Raw genomic sequence first — 19,958 nt, forward strand, 5'->3', positions numbered from 1 at the left:
CTATGTCTACACCAACTAAACAAACAACTGTACTGATTATTGAAGACAACGACGATATCCGAGAAAGCACCCGTGAAATTTTGGAGCTGACGGGCTATCAGGTGTACGAAGCACCGGAAGGGAAAACCGGTGTCGAGTTGGCGCTGAAGCATCTGCCCGACGTCATCCTATGTGATATCATGATGCCCGAGCTGGATGGATTCGGCGTGTTGTTTATGTTGTCTAAAAACCAACAGACTGCCACGATACCCTTTATTTTCCTCACGGCCAAGGCCGAGCGGGCGGATATGCGCAAAGCAATGGAACTGGGTGCGGATGATTACCTCACCAAACCGTTTGATGACATCGAGCTGTTGAATGCCATAGAGACGCGCTTAAAAAAGCGCAAGCAACTTGGGCCGGAGCTGGAGCCTAATAAAGACCTTCGTTTGAGCGATGAAGAGCAGGACCTGCTGTTGCAGGAACTCGTGCAACGCTCACGCACGAAAAGCTATAAGAAAAAGCAATTCATCTATCAGGAAGGTGACACGCCGCTGTATGTTTATTTCGTCAAAAAAGGGAGAATACGTCGGTTCCTGTCCTACTTGGACGGCCGGGAGCTAGCTACCGATATCCATGTGGATGGTTCGTTCTTCGGTTACGGCGCCATATTGCTCCAGCAACCCTATACAGACAATGCCGAAGCACTTGAAGATAGTGAATTGGCACTCATCGATCGCGACAATTTTTTCGAGCTACTTTATCGGAAGCCCGGTATAGCCAGCAAATTCATTAAGTTGCTCTCGGGCAATATCCGGGGCAAGGAAGTTCAACTGCTGGCCTTCGCCTACGATTCAGTCCGCAAACGTGTGGCCAATGCGTTGATTCACGTGGCCGGAAAGACGCTGGCGGGAGCAACCGACGATGAATGCCTCATCCGTATATCGCGGGATGACCTGGCCTCGCTGGCCGGCACAGCCAATGAGACCATCAGCCGGATGTTGGCTGATTTTAAGGATGAAAAGCTGATCGCCAAAGAGGGAAACGCCATCCGGATTTTATCGATCAAGAAACTGAAGAACATCAAGCAGTAGGGAAATGCTGCTAATGTATAATGACCGTTTTATAAAATTCCTCAAACTTGGGAATATTGATGCTGAACGTCCCCGGTGTCGCCGTGAACGTGATGATATAACCGATGCCATTTTTAAAAACGAAATACTGTTGGGATACATATGAAACCTTTTCCCTCAGCGTATTTGTAATGTAGGCTGTGTGTTCGACAGAGTCGATCTGTACCTGATTTAGTATGATTGACATATTTTTAACTCTATTGAACTCTGCTTTGACTAAGTCGTCGACGTTTTTTATCTTGGGATGTTCAATAGCCGTGATAGAAACCGCATTTTCAACTTCGTGTTTATCTATTTCGGTATATACTTTCGGTAATCCCCATCCAACGATCGTGTAATTGAGTGAGTCCCCTTTGATTTCCTGATGTAATCTCCAATCGTCGGGAATGGATGCTTGAAATTTAAACTTGGTGTTTTCAAAGATGGTTTGACCTATCGATCCGTTGCATATCGCTAAAAACAGCAACATCACGGGGATTAATTTTGGCTTCATAATCATAATCATTGGTTTAATTAGTATTACCAAATTTACGGTTTTTTCATGGGCAATTGCCTATAAAAATGAAGGAAATGTAAGCGATGACAGCTGCTATTCCCGCCAAACTACTCAAACGTAAATTAAAAAATTGTAACCGATATCACTTTTTCGACTGACACCATGCATTGCCGCCGCTAGTATACCGCCGTAGCTTTGGAAACAATGAACAATGAGGGAAATTATTTACCTAAGGATGCGTACGGACGGATGAAAGCAATCGCTTACAGCATAAAGCCACAAGAAAAGGAAAGCTTGGCGCTGGCTAATGGCAAGAAACACGATCTGACTTTGATTTCCAATGAATTGAATGAACGGACAGTGTCGTATGCCTTGGGGAAGGAGGCTGTGATCGTGTCTCCGTATGACATTGTAGACCGTAAGATGCTATGGGAATTGAAGCACGCCGGGGTAACAAAAATCATTACCCGGTCTAAAGCCACCACGCATATCGATCTGAAGGAAGCAACGCGAATGGATTTTAAGGTGGCCAACGTACCGGATACAGACCAGTCGATCGAAAATATTGCCAAGCAAACCATACGTAACCTCAATGCGTGGGGTGCCGGAAAATGTGTAGGCACGGCGTGTTGTTGCCAGAAGGTCTGTGAAATGGATAAAAAAAAAGTGAAAACGGAAGCTGACAACCACCGGGCAAATCACTATCGATATGGTCAAACAGGAAATTGATAACGCAGCATTGGTCGGACGCTACAATGTGGCGGCACCGAGGTATACCAGTTATCCCACCGTGCCGTACTGGGAAGAATCCACATGGACTTCCGAACATTGGACCAGCCATGTCCGGGCACGCTTCCAAGCCTCGTCTTCGCAAGGCATTGCTATCTACATCCATCTTCCTTTTTGCGAAAGGTTATGTACCTATTGCGGTTGCAATAAACGCATCACGAAAAATCACGGTGTCGAAGCACCGTATATCGATGCGGTACTGGCCGAATGGCAGTTGTACCGCAATCTACTCGGCACCACGGCAATCCCCATCAGCGAAATACACCTCGGTGGCGGCACGCCCACATTTTTCAGTCCCGCACAGCTACAACGGCTCATGGATGGGATGCTGCAGGGATGCCACATATTGCCAAACCCCTCTTTTTCCTTCGAAGCCCATCCGGCCAATACTACGGAAGCGCACTTGCAAACACTTTTTGACGCCGGCTTCCGGCGACTGAGCTTGGGTATACAGGATTTCGATCCCGATGTACAACGCGTTATCAACCGTTGGCAGACCGAAGCCGATGTACGGCGGGTGATATTAGACGCCCGCCGCATCGGCTATACTTCCATCAACTTCGATCTCATCTACGGCCTTCCGTTGCAGACCGCGAAGACCGTAAATGAAACCATCACGACATCACTCGCCATGCGTCCCGACCGCATATCGTTTTATAGCTATGCGCATGTGCCGTGGATGCAACCCGGTCAGCGGCATTATACCGAGGCAGATATTCCCAAAGGGCAAGAAAAACTGGCGCTCTACAGCCTCGGTAAGGCACTTATCGCTGACGCCGGTTACCGTGATGTAGGCATGGACCATTTCGCCCTGCCCCAAGATGCCCTCTGTATCGCGGCGACAAACGGCAAGCTTCACCGTAACTTCATGGGTTATACCGATCGGTATTCGCCCCTACTCATCGGCCTCGGCGTATCATCCATAAGCGATTCGTGGACGGCTTTTGCACAGAATGAGAAAACGGTCGAAACATATACATTGCGGGTGAATAGGGGTGAACTCCCCGTGTTCAAAGGCCACGTACTTTCTGATATGGACCTCACGATAAGGAAACATATCCTCGAAATCATGTGCCAGGGGGGCACCGCGCTAGACATGCCCGTTGCGCAGGCGGCGCCAATCTTGGAACGCTTGGCATCACTGGTAGTTGATGGACTGGTTGAAGTGGATGGTATGCATATACAGGTCACTCCAACGGGTTTCTCCTTTTTGCGCAATGTCTGCATGGCCTTTGACGAGCGGCTCCACGAAAAGCAATATACACAACCGTTGTTCAGCAGTGCGGTTTAATAACTGAAAACAAATGGCTGTAGGAACCAAAGCTTCGAAAAATACCCGGTGTTTTCATTGCGGCGATGCGGTGTTGCACGCCGGGTATGAGGCTGATGGCCATGAGTTTTGCTGCGTGGGCTGCCAGAGTGTATACCGCATACTGAGCGGAAACAATATGCAGCAATATTACCGTTATAACGCGCATCCCGGTAAAAAGAAAGCCGAATACGGCAACCGCTATGAATACCTGGACGAGCCGGTGATTGCCGATAAGCTTGTTGATTTTAAAAACGAAGAAATCACTGTGATAACCTTCTACGTCCCGGCTATCCACTGCAGTTCCTGCATCTGGCTGCTTGAGCATCTTTACAAGCTAAATCCGGCGGTCGTGAGGTCGCAAAGCGACTTCATGAAGAAGCAGGTAAACATTACGTTCAAGCACCAGGAGCTACCTGTACGCGGACTGGTCGAGTTGTTGGATGATATTGGGTATGCACCCAAAATCACTTTGCAGGATGTGGTAAAGGCGGGCCGCAAGTTTTCCCAAAGCGGACTGGTCGCCAAAATAGCCGTTGCAGGGTTCTGCTTCGGCAACTCCATGATGTTGAGCTTTCCCGAATATTTCGGCATGGCAGCCTTTGAGGCGAAGTACGCGACATTCTTTGGGTGGATGAATTTCGCCTTCTCGCTTCCCGTCCTGCTATATAGCGGGCGGGACTACTTTACCTCGGCATGGCATAGCCTCCGTCAGCGACAGCTCAACCTCGATGTGCCACTGGCCCTCGGTATCGCAGTATTATTTGCCCGGACCGCTTGGGAAGTTTTCTCGGGCAGCGGCCCCGGGTTTGCGGATACCCTCTGTGGGCTCGTGTTCTTTCTGTTGGTGGGCAGGTGGGTGCAGCAACGTACCTATCACCACATTTCGTTTGAGCGCGACTACCGCTCCTATTTTCCGGTCGCAGTAACACGCGTCATCGACGGCGTGATGAAGCCAATACCCCTTGCGGACATCCGGGTGGGCGACCGGCTGCTCGTCCGCAACGGCGAAATCGTCCCTGCTGATGCCATCCTCCTGAAAGGAGACGCCGATATCGACTTCAGCTTTGTTACCGGCGAATCTGAGCCGGTGCAGAAAGTGCTCGGCGAGATTATCTATGCCGGCGGTCGGCAGCTGGGCGAAGCCATTGAGTTGGAAGTGGTGAAGGCCGTATCGCAAAGTTACCTAACCCGGCTATGGAACAACGAGGCTTTTAAACCGTATGAGCGGAAGTTCCGGACGTTTAGTAACGTAGTGAGCCGGTATTTTACAATTGTGTTGCTTACCATTGCCATCTTCGCCATGGCATATTGGTTTTTTCAGGGCAACGCGGCAAAAGCGTGGGGTGCATTCACTGCCGTATTGATCATAGGCTGCCCGTGCGCATTGGCCTTGAGCGGTCCATTTACGCTGTCGGCTGCACTCAGCATTTTCGACCGGAACCGTTTCTATGTAAAAAATACCGCGGCGATTGAACAGCTGGCGGCAATTGACTGCCTCGTATTCGACAAAACGGGGACCATCTCCTCACCGAATGCGTCGCGGATGTCTTTCGATGGCGAGCTGACGCCCGATGAGCTGGCCATGGTGGTGGCCGTGGCGCAGAACTCCAGCCACCCGCTCAGCCGTGAGCTGGTCAATTGGGGTGGATCGGTTGCCCCGATGCGCGTAAGTGGTTTCCAGGAAATAACAGGCAAAGGGATTGAAGCCGTGGTGGCTGGCCATGACGTACGTGTGGGTAGCAGCACGTTCGTAGGAGCCATGTACACACCGGGTGATACAGTGCGTGGAAGCCATGTTTACATCGCCATCGATGGCCGTGTGAAAGGCTGCCTGGTAGCTGCGCAGCCTTGGCGACCGCAGCTAGAGGAGGTTATGGGCCAGCTGGCAACCGGTTATACACTGAACCTGGTATCTGGCGATCACGACAAAGACCGCGAGCACTTGCGCGCCATATTTCCCCGGCAGTCTGCATTGCTGTTCAACCGTCTGCCAATCGAGAAACTGGAATATATCCGGACGTTGCAGGAAGGGGGCAAATCGGTATGTATGTTTGGCGATGGCCTTAATGATGCCGGCGCTTTGAAACAGGCCAATTTGGGGGTGGCGGTGAGCGACGACATCAACAACTTTTCGCCGGGTTGCGATGCGGTATTGGATGGCCGTTCGTTTGCGATGCTGCCGCGCTTTTTCAGTTTTGCGAAAGATGTACGCAAAGTTATCCATATGAGCTTCGGTATTTCGCTGGTTTATAATGTTGTAGGCCTGAGCTTTGCCGTAACAGGCACCATGTCGCCCCTGTTTGCCGCCATCCTTATGCCATTGAGCACCGTTACTATTATCGGATTCACCACGGTGGCCACCCGGGTGTATGCTGTTAGAAAACAATTAACCGAGAAGGTATCATGAGCGCTATCTTTTTTCTCATCGGCTGCAGCGTGTTCATCGCCTTGATATTTCTGGCAGCCTTCTTTTGGGCCAACAAAACCGGACAGCATGACGATACCTATACGCCATCCGTACGGATTCTGTTTGAGGATGAGGTGGAGTGCCAAGAAGTTGAAACCGAAGCGGGGGACGACGAGGTGGACGACGCACATCATGAGACTGGTGACAGAACCGTAAAAATGGGTGAAAAGGTGGTTTAAACACACCTCCGGAAAATATACCCACTACTGGGTATTTCCCAAAACATTAGCGATACCTATCTTCGCCGGCATATGGATATCAACCAAGTTTTCTTCTATGAATTCACTTTTTTTAAAAATTTCAATTAATCACTGATGACTAAACATTTAACAATTTCAAGCTTATTTTTGGTCGCTGTTATTGTGTTTGGCGCTTGCAAGAAGGACAAGCCCGGCTCCGTAATCGACCCGGACGATGGATTCGAATTGCCGTACAACAAAGAGGGGGTAACAGCCAATAAAAAATTTGTTGAAGACGAAGGACGTTCCGTTGTCAAAAAGCTGGAAGCTTTACCCGATGCCGATGCCATCAAGGCGCTCAATACACTGGCAGATCTCAATATGCCCGATGTAGACATTACCCTTTCAGCGGTTGCACGAATAGGGCGTCAGCCAAACAAAGTAGCCGCGATAGGCCGTACATTGACAACGGTTGCCGAGGCCGATGTGACCCTGAATAATGCCTATGGTATTTACGAATATAATCACCAAACGGGCGATTGGGATAAAACCGCTTCATCTGAAAAGTTGGAACTTCGCTTTCCCGCATTGGCCAACGCGCAAACCAACAATGCGGTATTGACCATAGCCTATACGAGCAATGGACAGGTCATCGATATCGATGGTGAATCACTAGAACTGCCTACCGCGGTAAACGCGTCATTGAAGGTAGCCGGTGAGGAAGTGCTTAAGCTGGTTTCATCTTATGCCTACGAAAGCGATGGGCTACCCAAAAACATTGATGTAACGCTGACCATGGGTGGCTATAAAGCAACACTGCTGGCAGAAAAAGGCAGTACGACAAAAGCAGAAGTTAAATTTTCAGTGAATGGCGAAGAACTGATAGCGGCTAGCCTTGAAGCGGAAACGCGCAATTACAACATGGATACATTTGAGGATGAAGATAATCTTGAAGACCTGGTCGGTGCATCCAACGCCTCGATTAGGCTCGGAAATGTCCAACTCCTAGGTTTCTTTGATGTCAGGAAATTTATCAGCGCGCTGCCTAACTTGGAATATCCCGATTATCCGGATTATTACGACTACTTTACAGGGAACGAAACTTGGGGAAGCGCAGAATACGCCGCCGCAGAAGCCGCATATGATGAAGCTTATCGCAAGTACCAAACACAATATGAGGCAGTAGATAAACAGCTAACGGAGGCCGAAGTAGATGCCCTGAAAAAATACAGCAAATTTGTAGCCGTTAACCTGAGTACCGAACAACGGATTGCCACTGTGGATTTTCAAGTGTACGAAGACAAATATTGCTACGATGGCATTTGTGATATTTATTACGATTATGAGCCTGTCTTGGTTTTTGGCGACGAGTCAAGAGTCAGTTTCGAAGATTTTGCGGATACCGGGTTTGATAGGTTGATTTCCGACCTCGAAGACTTGATTGAAAAATTTGACTAGTTGCTTTTTAACTCGTTCTCAATTAAGAAAGGCCGGTCGACACCGGCCTTTCTTAATTGATGATTGCGGACTTTTCGTCATAAGCTTCCCCGTACCAAATTCCTAAAGCCGGCCCACTAATATTTCCTTGGATACGTACCGGGCTTCCCAATGAGGGGAGCTGCCCCGTTAACGCGTTGACTTGTTTCCAGAACCTAAAGGCATCTTCGGGCATTGTAGCAAGCCGGATTTGTACGGTATCACCAATTTTGTAATACATCTCCACATCGGGGGAGATATTCGATGTTCGGTTTCTAAATAGCCTCAATGAGACCGACTGTCCGTTTGCAAGGTCATCCGCCAATCCGGCGGGTGTAAAAGAGGCGTAATGCGGCTCGCCCTTCAGCTTACCATAAAACCGATAAAAATCTTTGCTTTCTTCCGGATCAGTAAATGATAGTTGCAGCAACCGTACGCTATCGCCCGCTTCACTAAAGCTCAGCTTGTCGATTTTCGGCATGGCTGGAATCGTGGTTGTTGCTTCAATAAGCTCATCGGCATACGTGATGCGTAAGTGGTAATCTATCCCTTCGCGGCCACGAAGTGTACGCCCTACATAGTGGTAAAAGGGAAAGCCGTTGGCCGTTTTAACCAAGGTGAGTACCTCGTGGTCATCCTCGCTGAATACCTCTACCTTTGCCCAGCGTATGATAATGGCTTCAAGCCGCGAAGAATCGATGGGGATTGAAACTGGAAGGTTATGCGTAAGCGCCACTTTTGGAAACTCGCCCAATGATATGGAACCTTCAACCACAAATTTGGGTTGGTACTGCGCGCGGTCGGCTATATCGCTAGGTGAGCAACCAAGCGATAGCATGGCCAGTAACGCAAACAGGAATAAGTAACCGGATTTCATAATCTTATCGTATAACTAATGGAGGGCAATAGGGGAAGAATAGCAAATAACTCACTCGTTGTTTGTATGTACGGACGGTCCCCATGTAATTGCCCCGCAAATTCATAATACTGAAAAAGGGCATTCATTCGGTTATAAAGGTTAATGACGCTGATATTGATCTCCTGTTCCCACCGCTTGGTGTTGCGAAATGAATAGGTAGCCCCGATATCAAGGCGGTGGTACGCGGGAAGGCGAGCACTGTGGTAAGCACCGTATTCAGATACCACATTATTGCCAAGAAAATACCGGCCGGTTTCAGGGGTAAAATTGCTGCCGTCGCTATACGTAAAATAAGCATTGGCGATCCAACGTTTGTTCAGTTGAAATTGAGCTACCCCATGAAACTGGTTTGGGCGGTCGTATTTGAATGGGTACATCCGGTTTTCTTCGATGTCCGGGAACTGTCGAAAACTCCGCGAAAGCGTATAGCTAAGGTATCCTTTCAGGGCACCCCGGTTTTTTTTCAGGTGAAGTTCAATACCATAGCTCCGGCCGCCCCCCGTAAGCAACTTTCCGGCTGTTCCTTCCTCGTCAAATAAATTCAGCAACTGTCCATTATATTCGTACAAATTGTTCATTTTCCTGTCGAATATTTCTGCGTATGCTTCCCATCCGGTATCAAGCCAACGGCCATATATCCCCACCGCTGCTTGCTCGGCTGTACTTGGTGCGGTATCCATGTCGCTGCTCACCCAGAAGTCGGCCGGCAGACTACTGCTCGTAAGCGGGAGGAAATGTAGTGCTTGATGGCTCCGATGCCAAGATGCTGCTATATGGTAAGCTGGCAAAAATTGGTAAGTGAGGCTCAATGTCGGGTCTAGGTTGTGATACCCCAGGCGGCTTGCAGTTGCAGAGACAGAACGATTCCCCCCATTGAAATAGGTATAGGAAAGCCCGGCCTGTGCCGAGAACCCATCCGTGAATTGGAAGAGAGCGTCGGCAAAGGTTTGTACTTCATGCGCCTGCTGTTGCTCCAGCGAGCTCGTGTTTAGCGGTGCGCCGCTGTTGTAAATCCGGGGTTCCAACGGGTGAATGCGGTATGTGGCTGCATGGGCGCCGGCTGTAACCCGCCAGTGGGGTTGGCTATGGGACCATTTGACACCCCCCTGTACATTGCCAATTTGATTGGTGAGCGATACAACGGAAACGCCATCTGCTAAACCGAAATTAAACCGGTAATGGCTATAGGCCATTTGGTAGGAAATTTTCTGAGTAGGAGGCATTTGCCGGTCCAATTTGATACGTACAGCCGTATTCCGCCAATCCATTTGCTGGTTTACGCCTTCACGCTGCAGGGCGAAACCAAAATCATCACCGCCGTGGTATAACGAAAGAGACAGGACTCCGGGCTTTAACGTCACCGCGGTATTGATGTTGATGTCGTAGAGATCGTATGCCGTTCGGCTAAGGGTCTTGTCGCTGGGGGTAATCCGTTTCAGTAACGGCCATAATGTCTGGTTCATAAAGGTCTTTCGGAATTGCAAATCCAACCACCAACTGCCGGATAGTGTCGTTTTTATTCCCGCATTGGCGTGGAGCAATCCGAGCGACAGCACGGTGCGGGTGCTATCCGGGCGTTGCCAATTGCTTTGTAAGTCGATGTAGGAAGAAATCCTCCCGAAGCAGTCGGCTGGTGGAGCCCCCCGATAGATTGCCATGTGTTGTATAGCTTCGGGGTTAAACACCGAAAAGAGGCCCATCAGGTGGTTGGGATTAAAAATCGTCATGTCGTTAAGCCTGATGAGGTTATGCCCCGGTTCGGCACCCCGAATATACAGCCCGGCGTTCCCATCGCCACCGTTGCCAATACCAGGCAATGTCTTCAGGCTTTTCAACGGATCTATTTCGCCGAGCATCCGGGGTGTAAGTGCCATATCCGAAATATCGATGCGTTGCATGCCAAGCTTGTTCCGGATCACTTCGCTTTTGAAACGGTGGATTTCAACTTCATTCAACTGCCTGGTGGTGTCGCGAACCAGCGAATCCTGCTTGGCCATGGCACGGCTAATAGGCCCGCAAGCCAATAGCAAAAGAAACATACCACATGAGCAACGAAGGTTCATTTGTGATGATAGGTTGACGGATAGAAAGATTGCCGGCTATAACAGCAATGTGATCAATTCTTCCCATTCTTCCTCCAATGTGCCGGCGTAGCGTTGGCGCTTAGCTCGTCGGTACCAGTAGTCGGCATTCCACAGGTCGCCTTCCTTGCGGTGCAGGTAAGCATGCACATGTGCAGACTGCTGGTCGTCCAGATCGTCGATTAAATCGTGTGCCTTGTCCCAGTCGCCCCTGCCATCATGCCATAAGGCTTCCAACTGTACAGTAAGGCCAATTGGAGGGGTGTCGTGTTTCAATGAGTCTTTGAAGTCAAAAATATCCATAGCGATTATACTATCTCAAAGGTAATAAATTCGCGGTTAACCGCCAGCTATTGCACGGCCATAACATCGTTTTTCCCGATACCTTCCCGATGGTTTCCCGATGAAACGTCGTGTTTTGGCTTTTTTATCGAGGTACATACGGATATCACTGGGATATACATGGGATGGGGCAGGGATGAGACACGGCTGAAGCACAGGTAGTGACAGGATGATAAATAGTGACCACCATTACTTTTAAACCCGATACCCATCATTCGGCTGACACTGCGATGACAGTAATTTTACCGCCAGAAAAATAACGTTCATCCATGCAGCTAACTAAATTTAACTACGACAACAAAATTGTCAGAAACTTCGCGATTGCCACGATTGTGTGGGGTATCGTGGGTATGTCCGTCGGCTTGTTGGTCGCCGTACAACTCGTGTGGCCATTCATGAACTTCGACCTGCAATACACCACATTTGGGCGGATTCGCCCATTACACACCAATGCGGTGATTTTTGCATTTGTGGGCAATGGAATCTTCATGGGAGTCTACTATTCGCTGCAGCGGCTGCTCAAGGCCCGCATGTACAGCGATTTCCTGAGCCGCGTGCACTTCTGGGGCTGGCAGCTCATCATCCTCGCAGCGGCCATCACGTTGCCGTTGGGCCTCACCACGTCGCACGAATACGCCGAGCTGGAGTGGCCCATCGATGTGGGCATCACCATCATCTGGGTCGTGTTCGGCATCAACATGTTCGGTACCATCATCAAGCGGCGTGAGCGGCACATGTACGTAGCCATCTGGTTTTACATCGCTACCTTCGTTACAGTGGCCGTCTTGCACATTGTCAACTCCGCACAGTTGCCTATTTCCATGTGGAAAAGTTATTACCTCTACGCCGGCGTACAGGACGCGCTCGTGCAGTGGTGGTATGGCCATAATGCCGTGGCGTTTTTCCTCACTACGCCCTACCTGGGGTTGATGTACTATTTCCTCCCCAAAATGGCCAACCGCCCGATCTATTCATATAAACTCAGTATCCTTCACTTCTGGTCACTGATTTTCATTTATATCTGGGCAGGACCACACCACCTGCTGTACACCTCTTTGCCAGAATGGGTGCAATCACTCGGCGTAGCCTTTTCCATCATGCTCATCGCACCCAGCTGGGGCGGGATGATCAACGGGCTGCTCACGTTACGTGGCGCGTGGGATAAGGTGCGTAATGAACCGACACTGAAGTTTATGGTAGTAGCACTCACCGCCTATGGTATGGCTACCTTCGAAGGTCCTATGCTGTCGCTGAAAAAGGTGAACGCCATCGCACATTTTACCGACTGGATTGTGGCTCACGTACACGTGGGTGCCTTGGGGTGGAACGGTTTCATGACCTTTGCCATCCTCTACTGGCTCATACCGCGTATCTATAAAACGGAGCTGTATTCGAAAAAACTGGCCTCGGCACACTTCTGGATCGGCACCCTTGGCATCCTGTTCTATGCCATCCCGATGTACTGGGCTGCCGTGGTGCAGGGGTTGATGTGGAAGGAATTCACGCCCGAGGGCGTGTTGAAATATCCCAATTTCTTGGCAACTACGCTCCAGATCATCCCCATGCACATGCTGCGGGCTATCGGAGGTGCCCTCTACCTGGCGGGTGCACTTATGATGACGTATAACCTGGTAAAAACCATGAAGAAAGGGCGATTGCTGGCCAATGAGCCGGCTGAGGCGCCCGAACTAACACCCGTGGTGGTCAACGAACGCGCGGCCCACCGCAGGCTGGAACGCAAGCCTATCCTGTTTCTGATAATCGCTTTGATTACCATTCTCATTGGTGGTATGGTGCAGATGATGCCCACCTTCATGATTTCTTCCAATGTGCCCACCATTGCCAGCGTGCAACCTTATACAGCGTTGGAAATCCAAGGGCGCGACTTGTATATTCGTGAAGGGTGTGTGAACTGCCACACGCAGACTGTCCGCCCCTTCCGTTCGGAAACGGTGCGTTACGGTGAGTACAGCAAGGCTGGTGAATTCGTTTACGACCACCCGTTCCTGTGGGGGTCCAAGCGCACAGGTCCCGACTTGCACCGTATCGGCAAGAAATACCCGAATAAGTGGCATTTCGACCACATGCTCGATCCCACCATCACTTCGCCGGGCAGCATCATGCCACCCTATCCGTGGCTCATTGAGCAAACACTGGATGCGAGCACAACCACAGCCAAGTTGAATGCCATGAGGCTATTGGGCGTGCCCTATACCGATGACGATATCAATAACGCAGATGCTGATCTCCGGGAACAGGCTGAAGCGATTGCGGCTGACCTCAACGGGCAGGGCGTGAATGTACGGCCAGATCGGGAAATTGTTGCGCTCATTGCTTACCTGCAACGGCTGGGAACAGATATCAATACGCCGGCAGCGACGGCAACGAACGATTAGTATTTTAAACAAACGACTATGTTTAGGCAAATAACAGATTTGAGCGGCAATGAGTGGTACCTTATCGCATCGCTATGGATATTCCTCCTCTTCTTCATTACCATAGGCATCCGCCTTTTCCGGATGCGGAAAGACGATGCCGAGTATATGAAAGGCATCCCGATGGATGACGGGGAGCATTCAGACGAGGATTCTATAAACTAAATACAGCGGACAATGAACACAATTGGAAATATAAACCAAGATATCCTCACTGTTGCTTTGGTGGTGGTAATGCTGGTCATCCTACTTGCCGCATTAATGGTATTGCGAGCCTTACGGGTGATGGTACGTGTTACCATGCCGCATGTGCTGGCCGATGAAGAAACCACCAAGGTCGCAGCGAAGCAGGCACGCCGCGACAGCCGTCGACAGTGGTGGAATAAGCTCATGGGGCTTCGGCCGATGGCCGAGGAAAAGGATTTGGTGATTGATCACGAGTACGACGGTATCACAGAACTCGATAACCCGGTGCCTGCATGGTTCAACGGCATGTTTTACGCCAGCTTGGCATTTGCCGTGGTGTATCTTTGCGTATACCACGTTTTCGGTTGGGGCGCCACCCAAGACGAGGAGTACACACGGGAGATGGCGCGTGCGGAACAGGCGCGGCAGGAGTGGCTGGCACAAACAGCGAATAATATCGATGAGAATACGGTGACACTCGACGTACGCCCCGAGACCGTGGCAGCCGGGATGGCCATCTTTACACAGAACTGCGCAGCCTGCCACGGCGGCATGGGAGAGGGGGGGATTGGCCCTAATCTCACGGACGAATACTGGCTTCACGGCGGCGAGGTACAGGATGTGTTCCGGGTAATCAAGTATGGGGTGTTGGATAAAGGTATGGTGCCTTGGGAGCAAAGCCTTACGCCAGCGCAGATTGCCGAAGTGAGCAATTATATCGTTTCGTTACGAGGTAGTAACCCCCCGAATGGGAAGGAGCCACAAGGCGAAAAGGTGGAGTATCAGCAAATATCGGATATCTCCACAGTGGAAACGGCATCGGTTGGTGAGTAAGGAGCAAGGGTTTAAGGACTAAGGATTTGAGGAGTAAGGATTGAAGGGTAAACAGCAGAAAGCAAACCGCAAAAGGCAAAAAAGCAGCGAGCAAACAGCGAAAAAGTAAACAGCGAATGGCAACAGCAACGAGCGAGGTGAAAACGAAGCGTGAGTGGATTTATGCGAAGAAGCCGGGTGGAAAATGGTTCAATCGCCGGCAATGGGTCGGATATGCACTTCTGGTGTTTTTCTTGGCCGCGCCGTTTGTCAAGGTTGCCGGAGAACCGCTCTTGCTCTTCAACATCCTCGAACGTAAGTTCGTGTTGTTCGGGAGCGTGTTTTGGCCGCAGGATTTGCATATCTTCGTCTTTGGGATGCTCATTGCCATGGTATGCATTGTCCTCTTCACCGCGGTGTATGGTCGCGTTTGGTGCGGATGGGCCTGTCCGCAGACCATCTTCATGGAACTGGTATTCCGCAGGATCGAATTTCTTATAGAAGGCGATTGGTTGCAGCAGAAGAAGTTAGATAAGGCACCCAATAATACGGCTAAATATGCCAAAAAGGGCCTAAAACATACCGTCTTCCTAATAATTTCCTTCGCGATTTCAAACCTCTTCCTAGCCTATATTATCGGCGTTGAAGGCCTCTGGAAAATCATGACGGATCCTATCAGCCAGCACCTCGGTGGGTTCGTTGCCATTGTACTGTTTACATTGGTATTTTACGGCGTATTCGCTTACTTGCGCGAAATCGTCTGCACAACGATATGCCCCTATGGGCGATTGCAGAGCGTGCTGATGGACGACAAGAGCGTTACCATTGCCTATGATCATCGTCGAGGGGAACCCCGCGGCCATCGGAAAAAAGGTATGGAGCAATCGGTGGGTGATTGCGTAGATTGCAACCTGTGCGTGCAGGTATGCCCCACCGGTATTGATATCCGCAATGGATTGCAGATGGAGTGCGTGAGCTGTACGGCTTGTATCGATGCCTGCGATGCCGTAATGGAAAAGCTCGATCGGCCCAAGCAGCTGATCGGTTTCTATTCGGTTAGTGAAATCGAGGGCGACGAGGATGATGTGAAATCGGGCGATAACAGCACGAAATCTAAGGGTAATATGCGTGCCATTGCCTATACAGTAGTGCTTGTCGCGTTGATTGCCGTGTTCGGCTGGCTCGTTTTCAGCCGGTCGCAAGTAGATGGAACGTTGCTACGTGCAAGGGGTAGCACGTATCAACTCCTGGATGACGGGACGGTGAGCAACCTCTATAGTTTGGAGTTGATAAACAAAACGAGCAGTGATATCCCGTTTAATCTGGAAGTGCTGGACGAAAACATGACCATCCGGATGGTTAATCCACTCACGGTATTGAAAGCAGGAGCGACGGCACAAATGACGTTCTTTCTCGTCAGTCCGCAACAATCGGTCAAGACATACAAAACGAATGTGAAAATCGGGGTGATGGCAGACGGAAAGGCCGTGGAGACATTGAAGACAACATTTGTGGCACCGCCTTTATGAGTTGACAATTGATAGTTGATAGTTCATTATCCACTATCCATTATCCATTAGAAAAATGAACTGGGGAATAAAAATAGTAATTGCGCTGGCGTCTTTTATGGTGTTGATCGTCTCATTTGGCATTTATATGGTGAGCACCGATACCGATTCGTTGGTTGCCGAAGACTATTACGAGCGCGGACTGAATTATGATCGGTTGCGTAGCATCGATTCTTTGCAACAGCCTATCGATACCATTGGTGTACCGAAACAATAAGTAAACATGAGTTATCCCGTGCTTGCATTTTTCATGGGCCTGTTCGGTAGCCTCCACTGCGTGGCCATGTGCGGACCACTGGTATTGGCGTTCACCACGGATCATGGCAAACGACCTTGGCGGGTGTTTGCCAATACGGTACTTTACCACTTGGGACGTGTAGGAATGTACGGATTGCTTGGACTTACCATTGGCGCCGTAGGCTATCTGTTTGAAATCAAAGGTTGGCAACAGGGCATCACGTTCTTTACTGGATCGCTGCTCGTCGTTATGGGTTTATTTTTGTTTTTCGGACAGCGTTCCCAACGCTTGGTCCGCGCACAACAGCGCTTCGTCACGCCACTGACCCGATGGGTGGGCTACTGGCTTTACCGGCCAGGTGGGCACCTCGTGGTGGGGATGCTGAATGGACTGTTGCCTTGTGGAATGGTCTATATGGCATTAGCGGCTGCGCTAAGTGCCGATTCCATGCAGGGGAGTGGCTTATTTATGCTGTCGTTTGGATTGGGTACTTGGCCGGCCATGTTGGCTGTAGCATTAATAGGTAGCTTCGCCAAAACCCGTATTAAATTCAATTTCGCCTTGTGGCTGCCCATCATCTCCATCCTAATGGGCGGATGGTTCCTGTTACGCGGTGCAAACCTCGATATACCTTACCTAAGCCCCCTTATTTACCCAAAAGGAGCGATTGTCTGCGAGTAACGCAAAAAGACCGGATTGAGGGTATAGCATTAGATTGTGTCGCCAAAGTTTCGTATACTTACATCATGATTACGCTGGCGGTTGATGTGTAGGGTTTCTACTTTCGTTACTTTTGTCGCGCGATGATGACTCGATTGATACAATTCCTGTTTCTGATGCTTCCTTACGTTTGTGTATACGCGCAGGAGCTTTCGGCGGAAGCCGCTGTTACACTAGCTGATAGCCTGATTGCCGCAGAGCAAACGCAATACCGCCAACAGGCAGAACAGCAGTGGTTGCAAAAACAGATTGTCCATCCAGGCGGGGCTGTCATGAAGTTCGAATATAAGGTGTTCGGAGAAAAGCCAGCTACTGGACGAAGCCTATTTATTTCGATGCATGGTGGGGGGAATGCTACACAAGAAATAAATGATAATCAGTGGGCCAACCAAATTGATCTTTATTCACCCAAAGAAGGCGTGTATGTAGCGCCTAGAGCACCGACAAACAGTTGGATGCTCTGGCATGAGGATTTTATAGATGACCTGTTTGATGAGCTTATCAAAACGGCTATCATTATGGAGGGTGTAGATCCCGCTAAAGTTTATCTGATGGGTTATTCTGCGGGCGGAGACGGTGTGTACCAGTTGGCTACCCGTATGGCCGACCGTTGGGCGGCGGCAGCCATGATGGCTGGCCACCCGAATGACGCGCGTGTTGACAACTTGAGAAACCTTCCATTTGCGCTGTTCATGGGTGGGTTAGACTCGGCTTATCATCGTAATCGCGTAGCCGAGGGATGGGCAGGTAAATTGGATAGTCTGCAACAAGCAGACAATGGTGGTTATGTCCACGCATCCCATATTTACCCGCAATACGGGCACTGGATGGAACAGGCCGATACCATGGCGGTTGACTGGATGGCACGATATACTAATCAACCCAATCCAGATAAGATTGTGTGGATCCAAGACGACCGGCCGCATCAGCGTTTTTATTGGTTAGGCGTGCCGCCCGAAGAGGCCGAGCACGGGAGAGGGAAAAAAATCGTTGCAACCATTAGTGGCCAAACTATCTCCATACTGGAAAACGACTATAAGGCATTTTATATCTACCTCAACGACGCGTTGGTTGATCTTGACCAACCACTTACAGTCCTTTATAAAGGTATGCAAGTGATGCATGGCCGGTTTTACCGTGACAGGTTGGTTATCGAAGAAACCGTTGATCGCTGGGACAACCTGCAGGTTGCGTCGGTTCGCCTCAACATGTCTTCGGGAAATTAGCAACAACGTATCGCTATTTCCACCCCCCACCCAACGCCTTATACAGCGTTACCTTCGCATTAAGCTGCTGTTGCTTGATGCTAACCAGATCTAACTCGCTATTCAAGGCATTACCTTGTGCCGTGATGACCTCCAGGTAAGTCGCTTCGCCGCTTTTGAACAACAGGTTGGCGTTTTTGACGCCGAGTTGCGCGGTAGCTACCCGTTGCTGGGCAATGGCAAGTTGTTCGTTGAGTTTTTCGATCATCACTAGCGCGTTGGTCACCTCATGCACAGCGTCCATCACGGTATGCTGGAAACCAATCTCAGCTTTGTCACGTTCCAGCTTGGCAACCTCATGCTGTGTTTTGAGCCGCCTGCCGCTGAATATCGGCTGCGTAACACCGCTGATGAGTCCGCCAAACAATGCCCCCGGTATGTTGAACCAATTTTGTGGCAGCATGGCATTGAGTCCACCTTCGGCCTCGATGGTCAGTGTGGGGTAACGGTATGCCTGCGCCACGCCCACTTCGGCATTGGCGGTACGCAACTCAAGCTCGGCTTCACGCACGTCGGGACGGTTGGTGAGCAGTTGCAAAGGTACACCGGCATCGTAGATTTCCTGCATATGCCAATCGGTTAATGCAGATGAGCGGTATACGCCGTCTGGCATACGACCCGTCAGTGCCATCAGCGAATTTTCCTGTATAGTAATCTGTTGCTCTAATTCGGGTATGAGCGAGGCGGCCACAAGCATCTGCGATTCCGTTTGCTGGATGGCTAATGAACTTACTTCACCTGCATCGCGTTGGAGCTTCACAATCTGGAGGGTACTGTCATTGAGTCTCAGGTTACGCCGGGCTACCTCCAGCTGGGCATCCAGTGTGAGTAGGTTGTAATATCCTTCGGCAATGGCGGCCACCACACCGGTTTGAATGACCTTTTGAGCCTCGAATGTTTGCAGGTATTCGGCCAGTGCGCCTTCCTTTTGTCGGCGTAGCTTACCCCAGATGTCCACTTCCCAGCTCATGCTGATCGAAGAGAAGTATTGGGACTGATAAAGGTAGAGGTCTTTTGGCGGCGTGCCACGGTCTTCACGTTCATACCAACCAGACGAGGGTGATGAGTAAAAGTCGCTCGACCGCCATTGGTGGTTAGTGCCTGCCACTTCCGCACCGATTTGAGGGAAGAACGCTGCCCGGGATTGTCGTACCGATTGGTTGGCAATCTCGATGTTTTTCAGGGCGGTCTGCATATCGAAGTTATTGGCAATAGCACTATCAATAAGCATGGTAAGCATGCTATCGGTAAAAAAGTCGGACCATGGAATGTCGGCGATGTTCATCGTATCGGCGATACTGTCAATTCCACTAGTCCCACGGAACGTATCAGTGAGGCCGGTTTCAGGACGGACATAATCACGTCCCACTTTGCACGATGATATCAGTAGCGAACAAATCACCGCCACCAAACCGGTTTGCCGGGTTATTCGGTTCATCTGTTTATTTTTTACTTTTTTCATTGTCAGATGGAGTATTTGATGACTAAAATAGCCGAAGCGACAGCGGAGCTCATTGACACCTAATAAATTTTGAATACTCGTCAATAATCATTGCCTAC

The 19,958-nt window shown here is 50.0% G+C and carries 18 protein-coding genes; 13 read left to right on the forward strand and 5 right to left on the reverse strand.

Annotation, left to right across the window (positions count from 1 at the left end; translation table 11 throughout):
• Positions 1–2: 2 nt before the first annotated feature.
• Positions 3–1,073: a response regulator gene (locus tag VNQ80_RS18485; RefSeq protein WP_325641452.1), complete on the forward strand. Its 1,071-nt coding sequence runs from the start codon at positions 3–5 to the stop codon at positions 1,071–1,073.
• A gap of 10 nt (positions 1,074–1,083) precedes the next feature.
• Here VNQ80_RS18485 and VNQ80_RS18490 read toward each other — a convergent pair whose 3' ends face one another.
• Positions 1,084–1,605 (reverse strand): hypothetical protein, encoded by a 522-nt coding sequence (locus VNQ80_RS18490; protein WP_325641456.1) that lies wholly within the window; start codon positions 1,603–1,605, stop codon positions 1,084–1,086.
• Positions 1,606–1,812: 207 nt separating this feature from the next.
• Between VNQ80_RS18490 and VNQ80_RS18495 the strand changes: the two genes are divergently transcribed.
• From VNQ80_RS18495 to VNQ80_RS18515, 5 genes are all read left to right on the forward strand, one after another.
• Positions 1,813–2,337, forward strand: a complete 525-nt coding sequence (locus VNQ80_RS18495) for a lactate dehydrogenase (protein ID WP_325641599.1) — start codon at positions 1,813–1,815, stop codon at positions 2,335–2,337.
• A complete protein-coding gene (gene hemN / locus VNQ80_RS18500) occupies positions 2,318–3,688 on the forward strand; it encodes an oxygen-independent coproporphyrinogen III oxidase (RefSeq protein ID WP_325641458.1) in 1,371 nt (456 codons plus the stop codon). The genes VNQ80_RS18495 and hemN overlap by 20 nt, the downstream gene beginning before the upstream one ends.
• Before the next feature lie 13 nt (positions 3,689–3,701).
• Positions 3,702–6,116, forward strand: a complete 2,415-nt coding sequence (locus tag VNQ80_RS18505) for a heavy metal translocating P-type ATPase (RefSeq protein WP_325641460.1) — start codon at positions 3,702–3,704, stop codon at positions 6,114–6,116.
• Entirely contained in the window at positions 6,113–6,355 is a 243-nt protein-coding gene (gene ccoS / locus VNQ80_RS18510) for a cbb3-type cytochrome oxidase assembly protein CcoS (protein WP_325641462.1), read from the forward strand. The genes VNQ80_RS18505 and ccoS overlap by 4 nt, the downstream gene beginning before the upstream one ends.
• A gap of 135 nt (positions 6,356–6,490) precedes the next feature.
• Complete coding sequence (locus tag VNQ80_RS18515; protein ID WP_325641464.1) at positions 6,491–7,813, forward strand: hypothetical protein; 1,323 nt, start codon at positions 6,491–6,493, stop codon at positions 7,811–7,813.
• Between the two features lie 52 nt (positions 7,814–7,865).
• Here VNQ80_RS18515 and VNQ80_RS18520 read toward each other — a convergent pair whose 3' ends face one another.
• From VNQ80_RS18520 to VNQ80_RS18530, 3 genes are all read right to left on the reverse strand, one after another.
• Positions 7,866–8,708 (reverse strand): DUF4249 domain-containing protein, encoded by an 843-nt coding sequence (locus VNQ80_RS18520; RefSeq protein ID WP_325641466.1) that lies wholly within the window; start codon positions 8,706–8,708, stop codon positions 7,866–7,868.
• On the reverse strand, positions 8,705–10,747 hold the full coding sequence (locus VNQ80_RS18525) for a TonB-dependent receptor plug domain-containing protein (RefSeq protein WP_325641468.1): 2,043 nt from the start codon (positions 10,745–10,747) through the stop codon (positions 8,705–8,707). The genes VNQ80_RS18520 and VNQ80_RS18525 overlap by 4 nt, the downstream gene beginning before the upstream one ends.
• A 102-nt stretch (positions 10,748–10,849) precedes the next feature.
• Positions 10,850–11,134: a hypothetical protein gene (locus VNQ80_RS18530; RefSeq protein WP_325641470.1), complete on the reverse strand. Its 285-nt coding sequence runs from the start codon at positions 11,132–11,134 to the stop codon at positions 10,850–10,852.
• A 308-nt stretch (positions 11,135–11,442) separates the two neighbouring features.
• On the opposite strand from VNQ80_RS18530, the gene ccoN reads away from it, so the two are divergent.
• The 7 genes from ccoN (at position 11,443) to VNQ80_RS18565 (ending at position 18,359) form a co-directional block, all read left to right on the forward strand.
• Positions 11,443–13,569: a cytochrome-c oxidase, cbb3-type subunit I gene (ccoN, locus tag VNQ80_RS18535; protein ID WP_325641472.1), complete on the forward strand. Its 2,127-nt coding sequence runs from the start codon at positions 11,443–11,445 to the stop codon at positions 13,567–13,569.
• Between the two features lie 18 nt (positions 13,570–13,587).
• Positions 13,588–13,773, forward strand: coding sequence for a hypothetical protein (locus VNQ80_RS18540; protein ID WP_325641474.1), 186 nt, complete (start codon positions 13,588–13,590; stop codon positions 13,771–13,773).
• A 12-nt stretch (positions 13,774–13,785) separates the two neighbouring features.
• Positions 13,786–14,628: a cbb3-type cytochrome c oxidase N-terminal domain-containing protein gene (locus VNQ80_RS18545; RefSeq protein WP_325641476.1), complete on the forward strand. Its 843-nt coding sequence runs from the start codon at positions 13,786–13,788 to the stop codon at positions 14,626–14,628.
• 116 nt (positions 14,629–14,744) lie between these two features.
• Positions 14,745–16,136, forward strand: coding sequence for a cytochrome c oxidase accessory protein CcoG (gene ccoG, locus VNQ80_RS18550; RefSeq protein WP_325641478.1), 1,392 nt, complete (start codon positions 14,745–14,747; stop codon positions 16,134–16,136).
• A gap of 55 nt (positions 16,137–16,191) precedes the next feature.
• Entirely contained in the window at positions 16,192–16,392 is a 201-nt protein-coding gene (locus VNQ80_RS18555; RefSeq protein WP_325641480.1) for a FixH family protein, read from the forward strand.
• Between the two features lie 6 nt (positions 16,393–16,398).
• A complete protein-coding gene (locus VNQ80_RS18560; protein WP_325641482.1) occupies positions 16,399–17,094 on the forward strand; it encodes a sulfite exporter TauE/SafE family protein in 696 nt (231 codons plus the stop codon).
• A 122-nt stretch (positions 17,095–17,216) separates the two neighbouring features.
• Complete coding sequence (locus VNQ80_RS18565; RefSeq protein ID WP_325641484.1) at positions 17,217–18,359, forward strand: hypothetical protein; 1,143 nt, start codon at positions 17,217–17,219, stop codon at positions 18,357–18,359.
• Positions 18,360–18,372: 13 nt separating this feature from the next.
• Here VNQ80_RS18565 and VNQ80_RS18570 read toward each other — a convergent pair whose 3' ends face one another.
• The gene (locus VNQ80_RS18570; protein ID WP_325641486.1) at positions 18,373–19,836 is read right to left on the reverse strand and encodes an efflux transporter outer membrane subunit; all 1,464 of its coding nucleotides are present in this window, start codon (positions 19,834–19,836) and stop codon (positions 18,373–18,375) included.
• Positions 19,837–19,958 lie beyond the last annotated feature (122 nt).

The sequence above is a fragment of the Parapedobacter sp. genome, assembly GCF_035556095.1.
Taxonomy (GTDB): domain Bacteria; phylum Bacteroidota; class Bacteroidia; order Sphingobacteriales; family Sphingobacteriaceae; genus Parapedobacter.

Excerpts from the sequence above, each read along its gene's own strand:
- VNQ80_RS18485 (WP_325641452.1), top strand. The coding sequence starts at position 3 with ATGTCTACACCAACTAAACAAACAACTGTACTGATTATTGAAGACAAC.
- VNQ80_RS18490 (WP_325641456.1), bottom strand. The coding sequence starts at position 1,605 with ATGAAGCCAAAATTAATCCCCGTGATGTTGCTGTTTTTAGCGATATGC.
- VNQ80_RS18495 (WP_325641599.1), top strand. The coding sequence starts at position 1,813 with ATGAACAATGAGGGAAATTATTTACCTAAGGATGCGTACGGACGGATG.
- hemN (WP_325641458.1), top strand. The coding sequence starts at position 2,318 with ATGGTCAAACAGGAAATTGATAACGCAGCATTGGTCGGACGCTACAAT.
- VNQ80_RS18505 (WP_325641460.1), top strand. The coding sequence starts at position 3,702 with ATGGCTGTAGGAACCAAAGCTTCGAAAAATACCCGGTGTTTTCATTGC.
- ccoS (WP_325641462.1), top strand. The coding sequence starts at position 6,113 with ATGAGCGCTATCTTTTTTCTCATCGGCTGCAGCGTGTTCATCGCCTTG.
- VNQ80_RS18515 (WP_325641464.1), top strand. The coding sequence starts at position 6,491 with ATGACTAAACATTTAACAATTTCAAGCTTATTTTTGGTCGCTGTTATT.
- VNQ80_RS18520 (WP_325641466.1), bottom strand. The coding sequence starts at position 8,708 with ATGAAATCCGGTTACTTATTCCTGTTTGCGTTACTGGCCATGCTATCG.
- VNQ80_RS18525 (WP_325641468.1), bottom strand. The coding sequence starts at position 10,747 with ATGGCCAAGCAGGATTCGCTGGTTCGCGACACCACCAGGCAGTTGAAT.
- VNQ80_RS18530 (WP_325641470.1), bottom strand. The coding sequence starts at position 11,134 with ATGGATATTTTTGACTTCAAAGACTCATTGAAACACGACACCCCTCCA.
- ccoN (WP_325641472.1), top strand. The coding sequence starts at position 11,443 with ATGCAGCTAACTAAATTTAACTACGACAACAAAATTGTCAGAAACTTC.
- VNQ80_RS18540 (WP_325641474.1), top strand. The coding sequence starts at position 13,588 with ATGTTTAGGCAAATAACAGATTTGAGCGGCAATGAGTGGTACCTTATC.
- VNQ80_RS18545 (WP_325641476.1), top strand. The coding sequence starts at position 13,786 with ATGAACACAATTGGAAATATAAACCAAGATATCCTCACTGTTGCTTTG.
- ccoG (WP_325641478.1), top strand. The coding sequence starts at position 14,745 with ATGGCAACAGCAACGAGCGAGGTGAAAACGAAGCGTGAGTGGATTTAT.
- VNQ80_RS18555 (WP_325641480.1), top strand. The coding sequence starts at position 16,192 with ATGAACTGGGGAATAAAAATAGTAATTGCGCTGGCGTCTTTTATGGTG.
- VNQ80_RS18560 (WP_325641482.1), top strand. The coding sequence starts at position 16,399 with ATGAGTTATCCCGTGCTTGCATTTTTCATGGGCCTGTTCGGTAGCCTC.
- VNQ80_RS18565 (WP_325641484.1), top strand. The coding sequence starts at position 17,217 with ATGATGACTCGATTGATACAATTCCTGTTTCTGATGCTTCCTTACGTT.
- VNQ80_RS18570 (WP_325641486.1), bottom strand. The coding sequence starts at position 19,836 with ATGAACCGAATAACCCGGCAAACCGGTTTGGTGGCGGTGATTTGTTCG.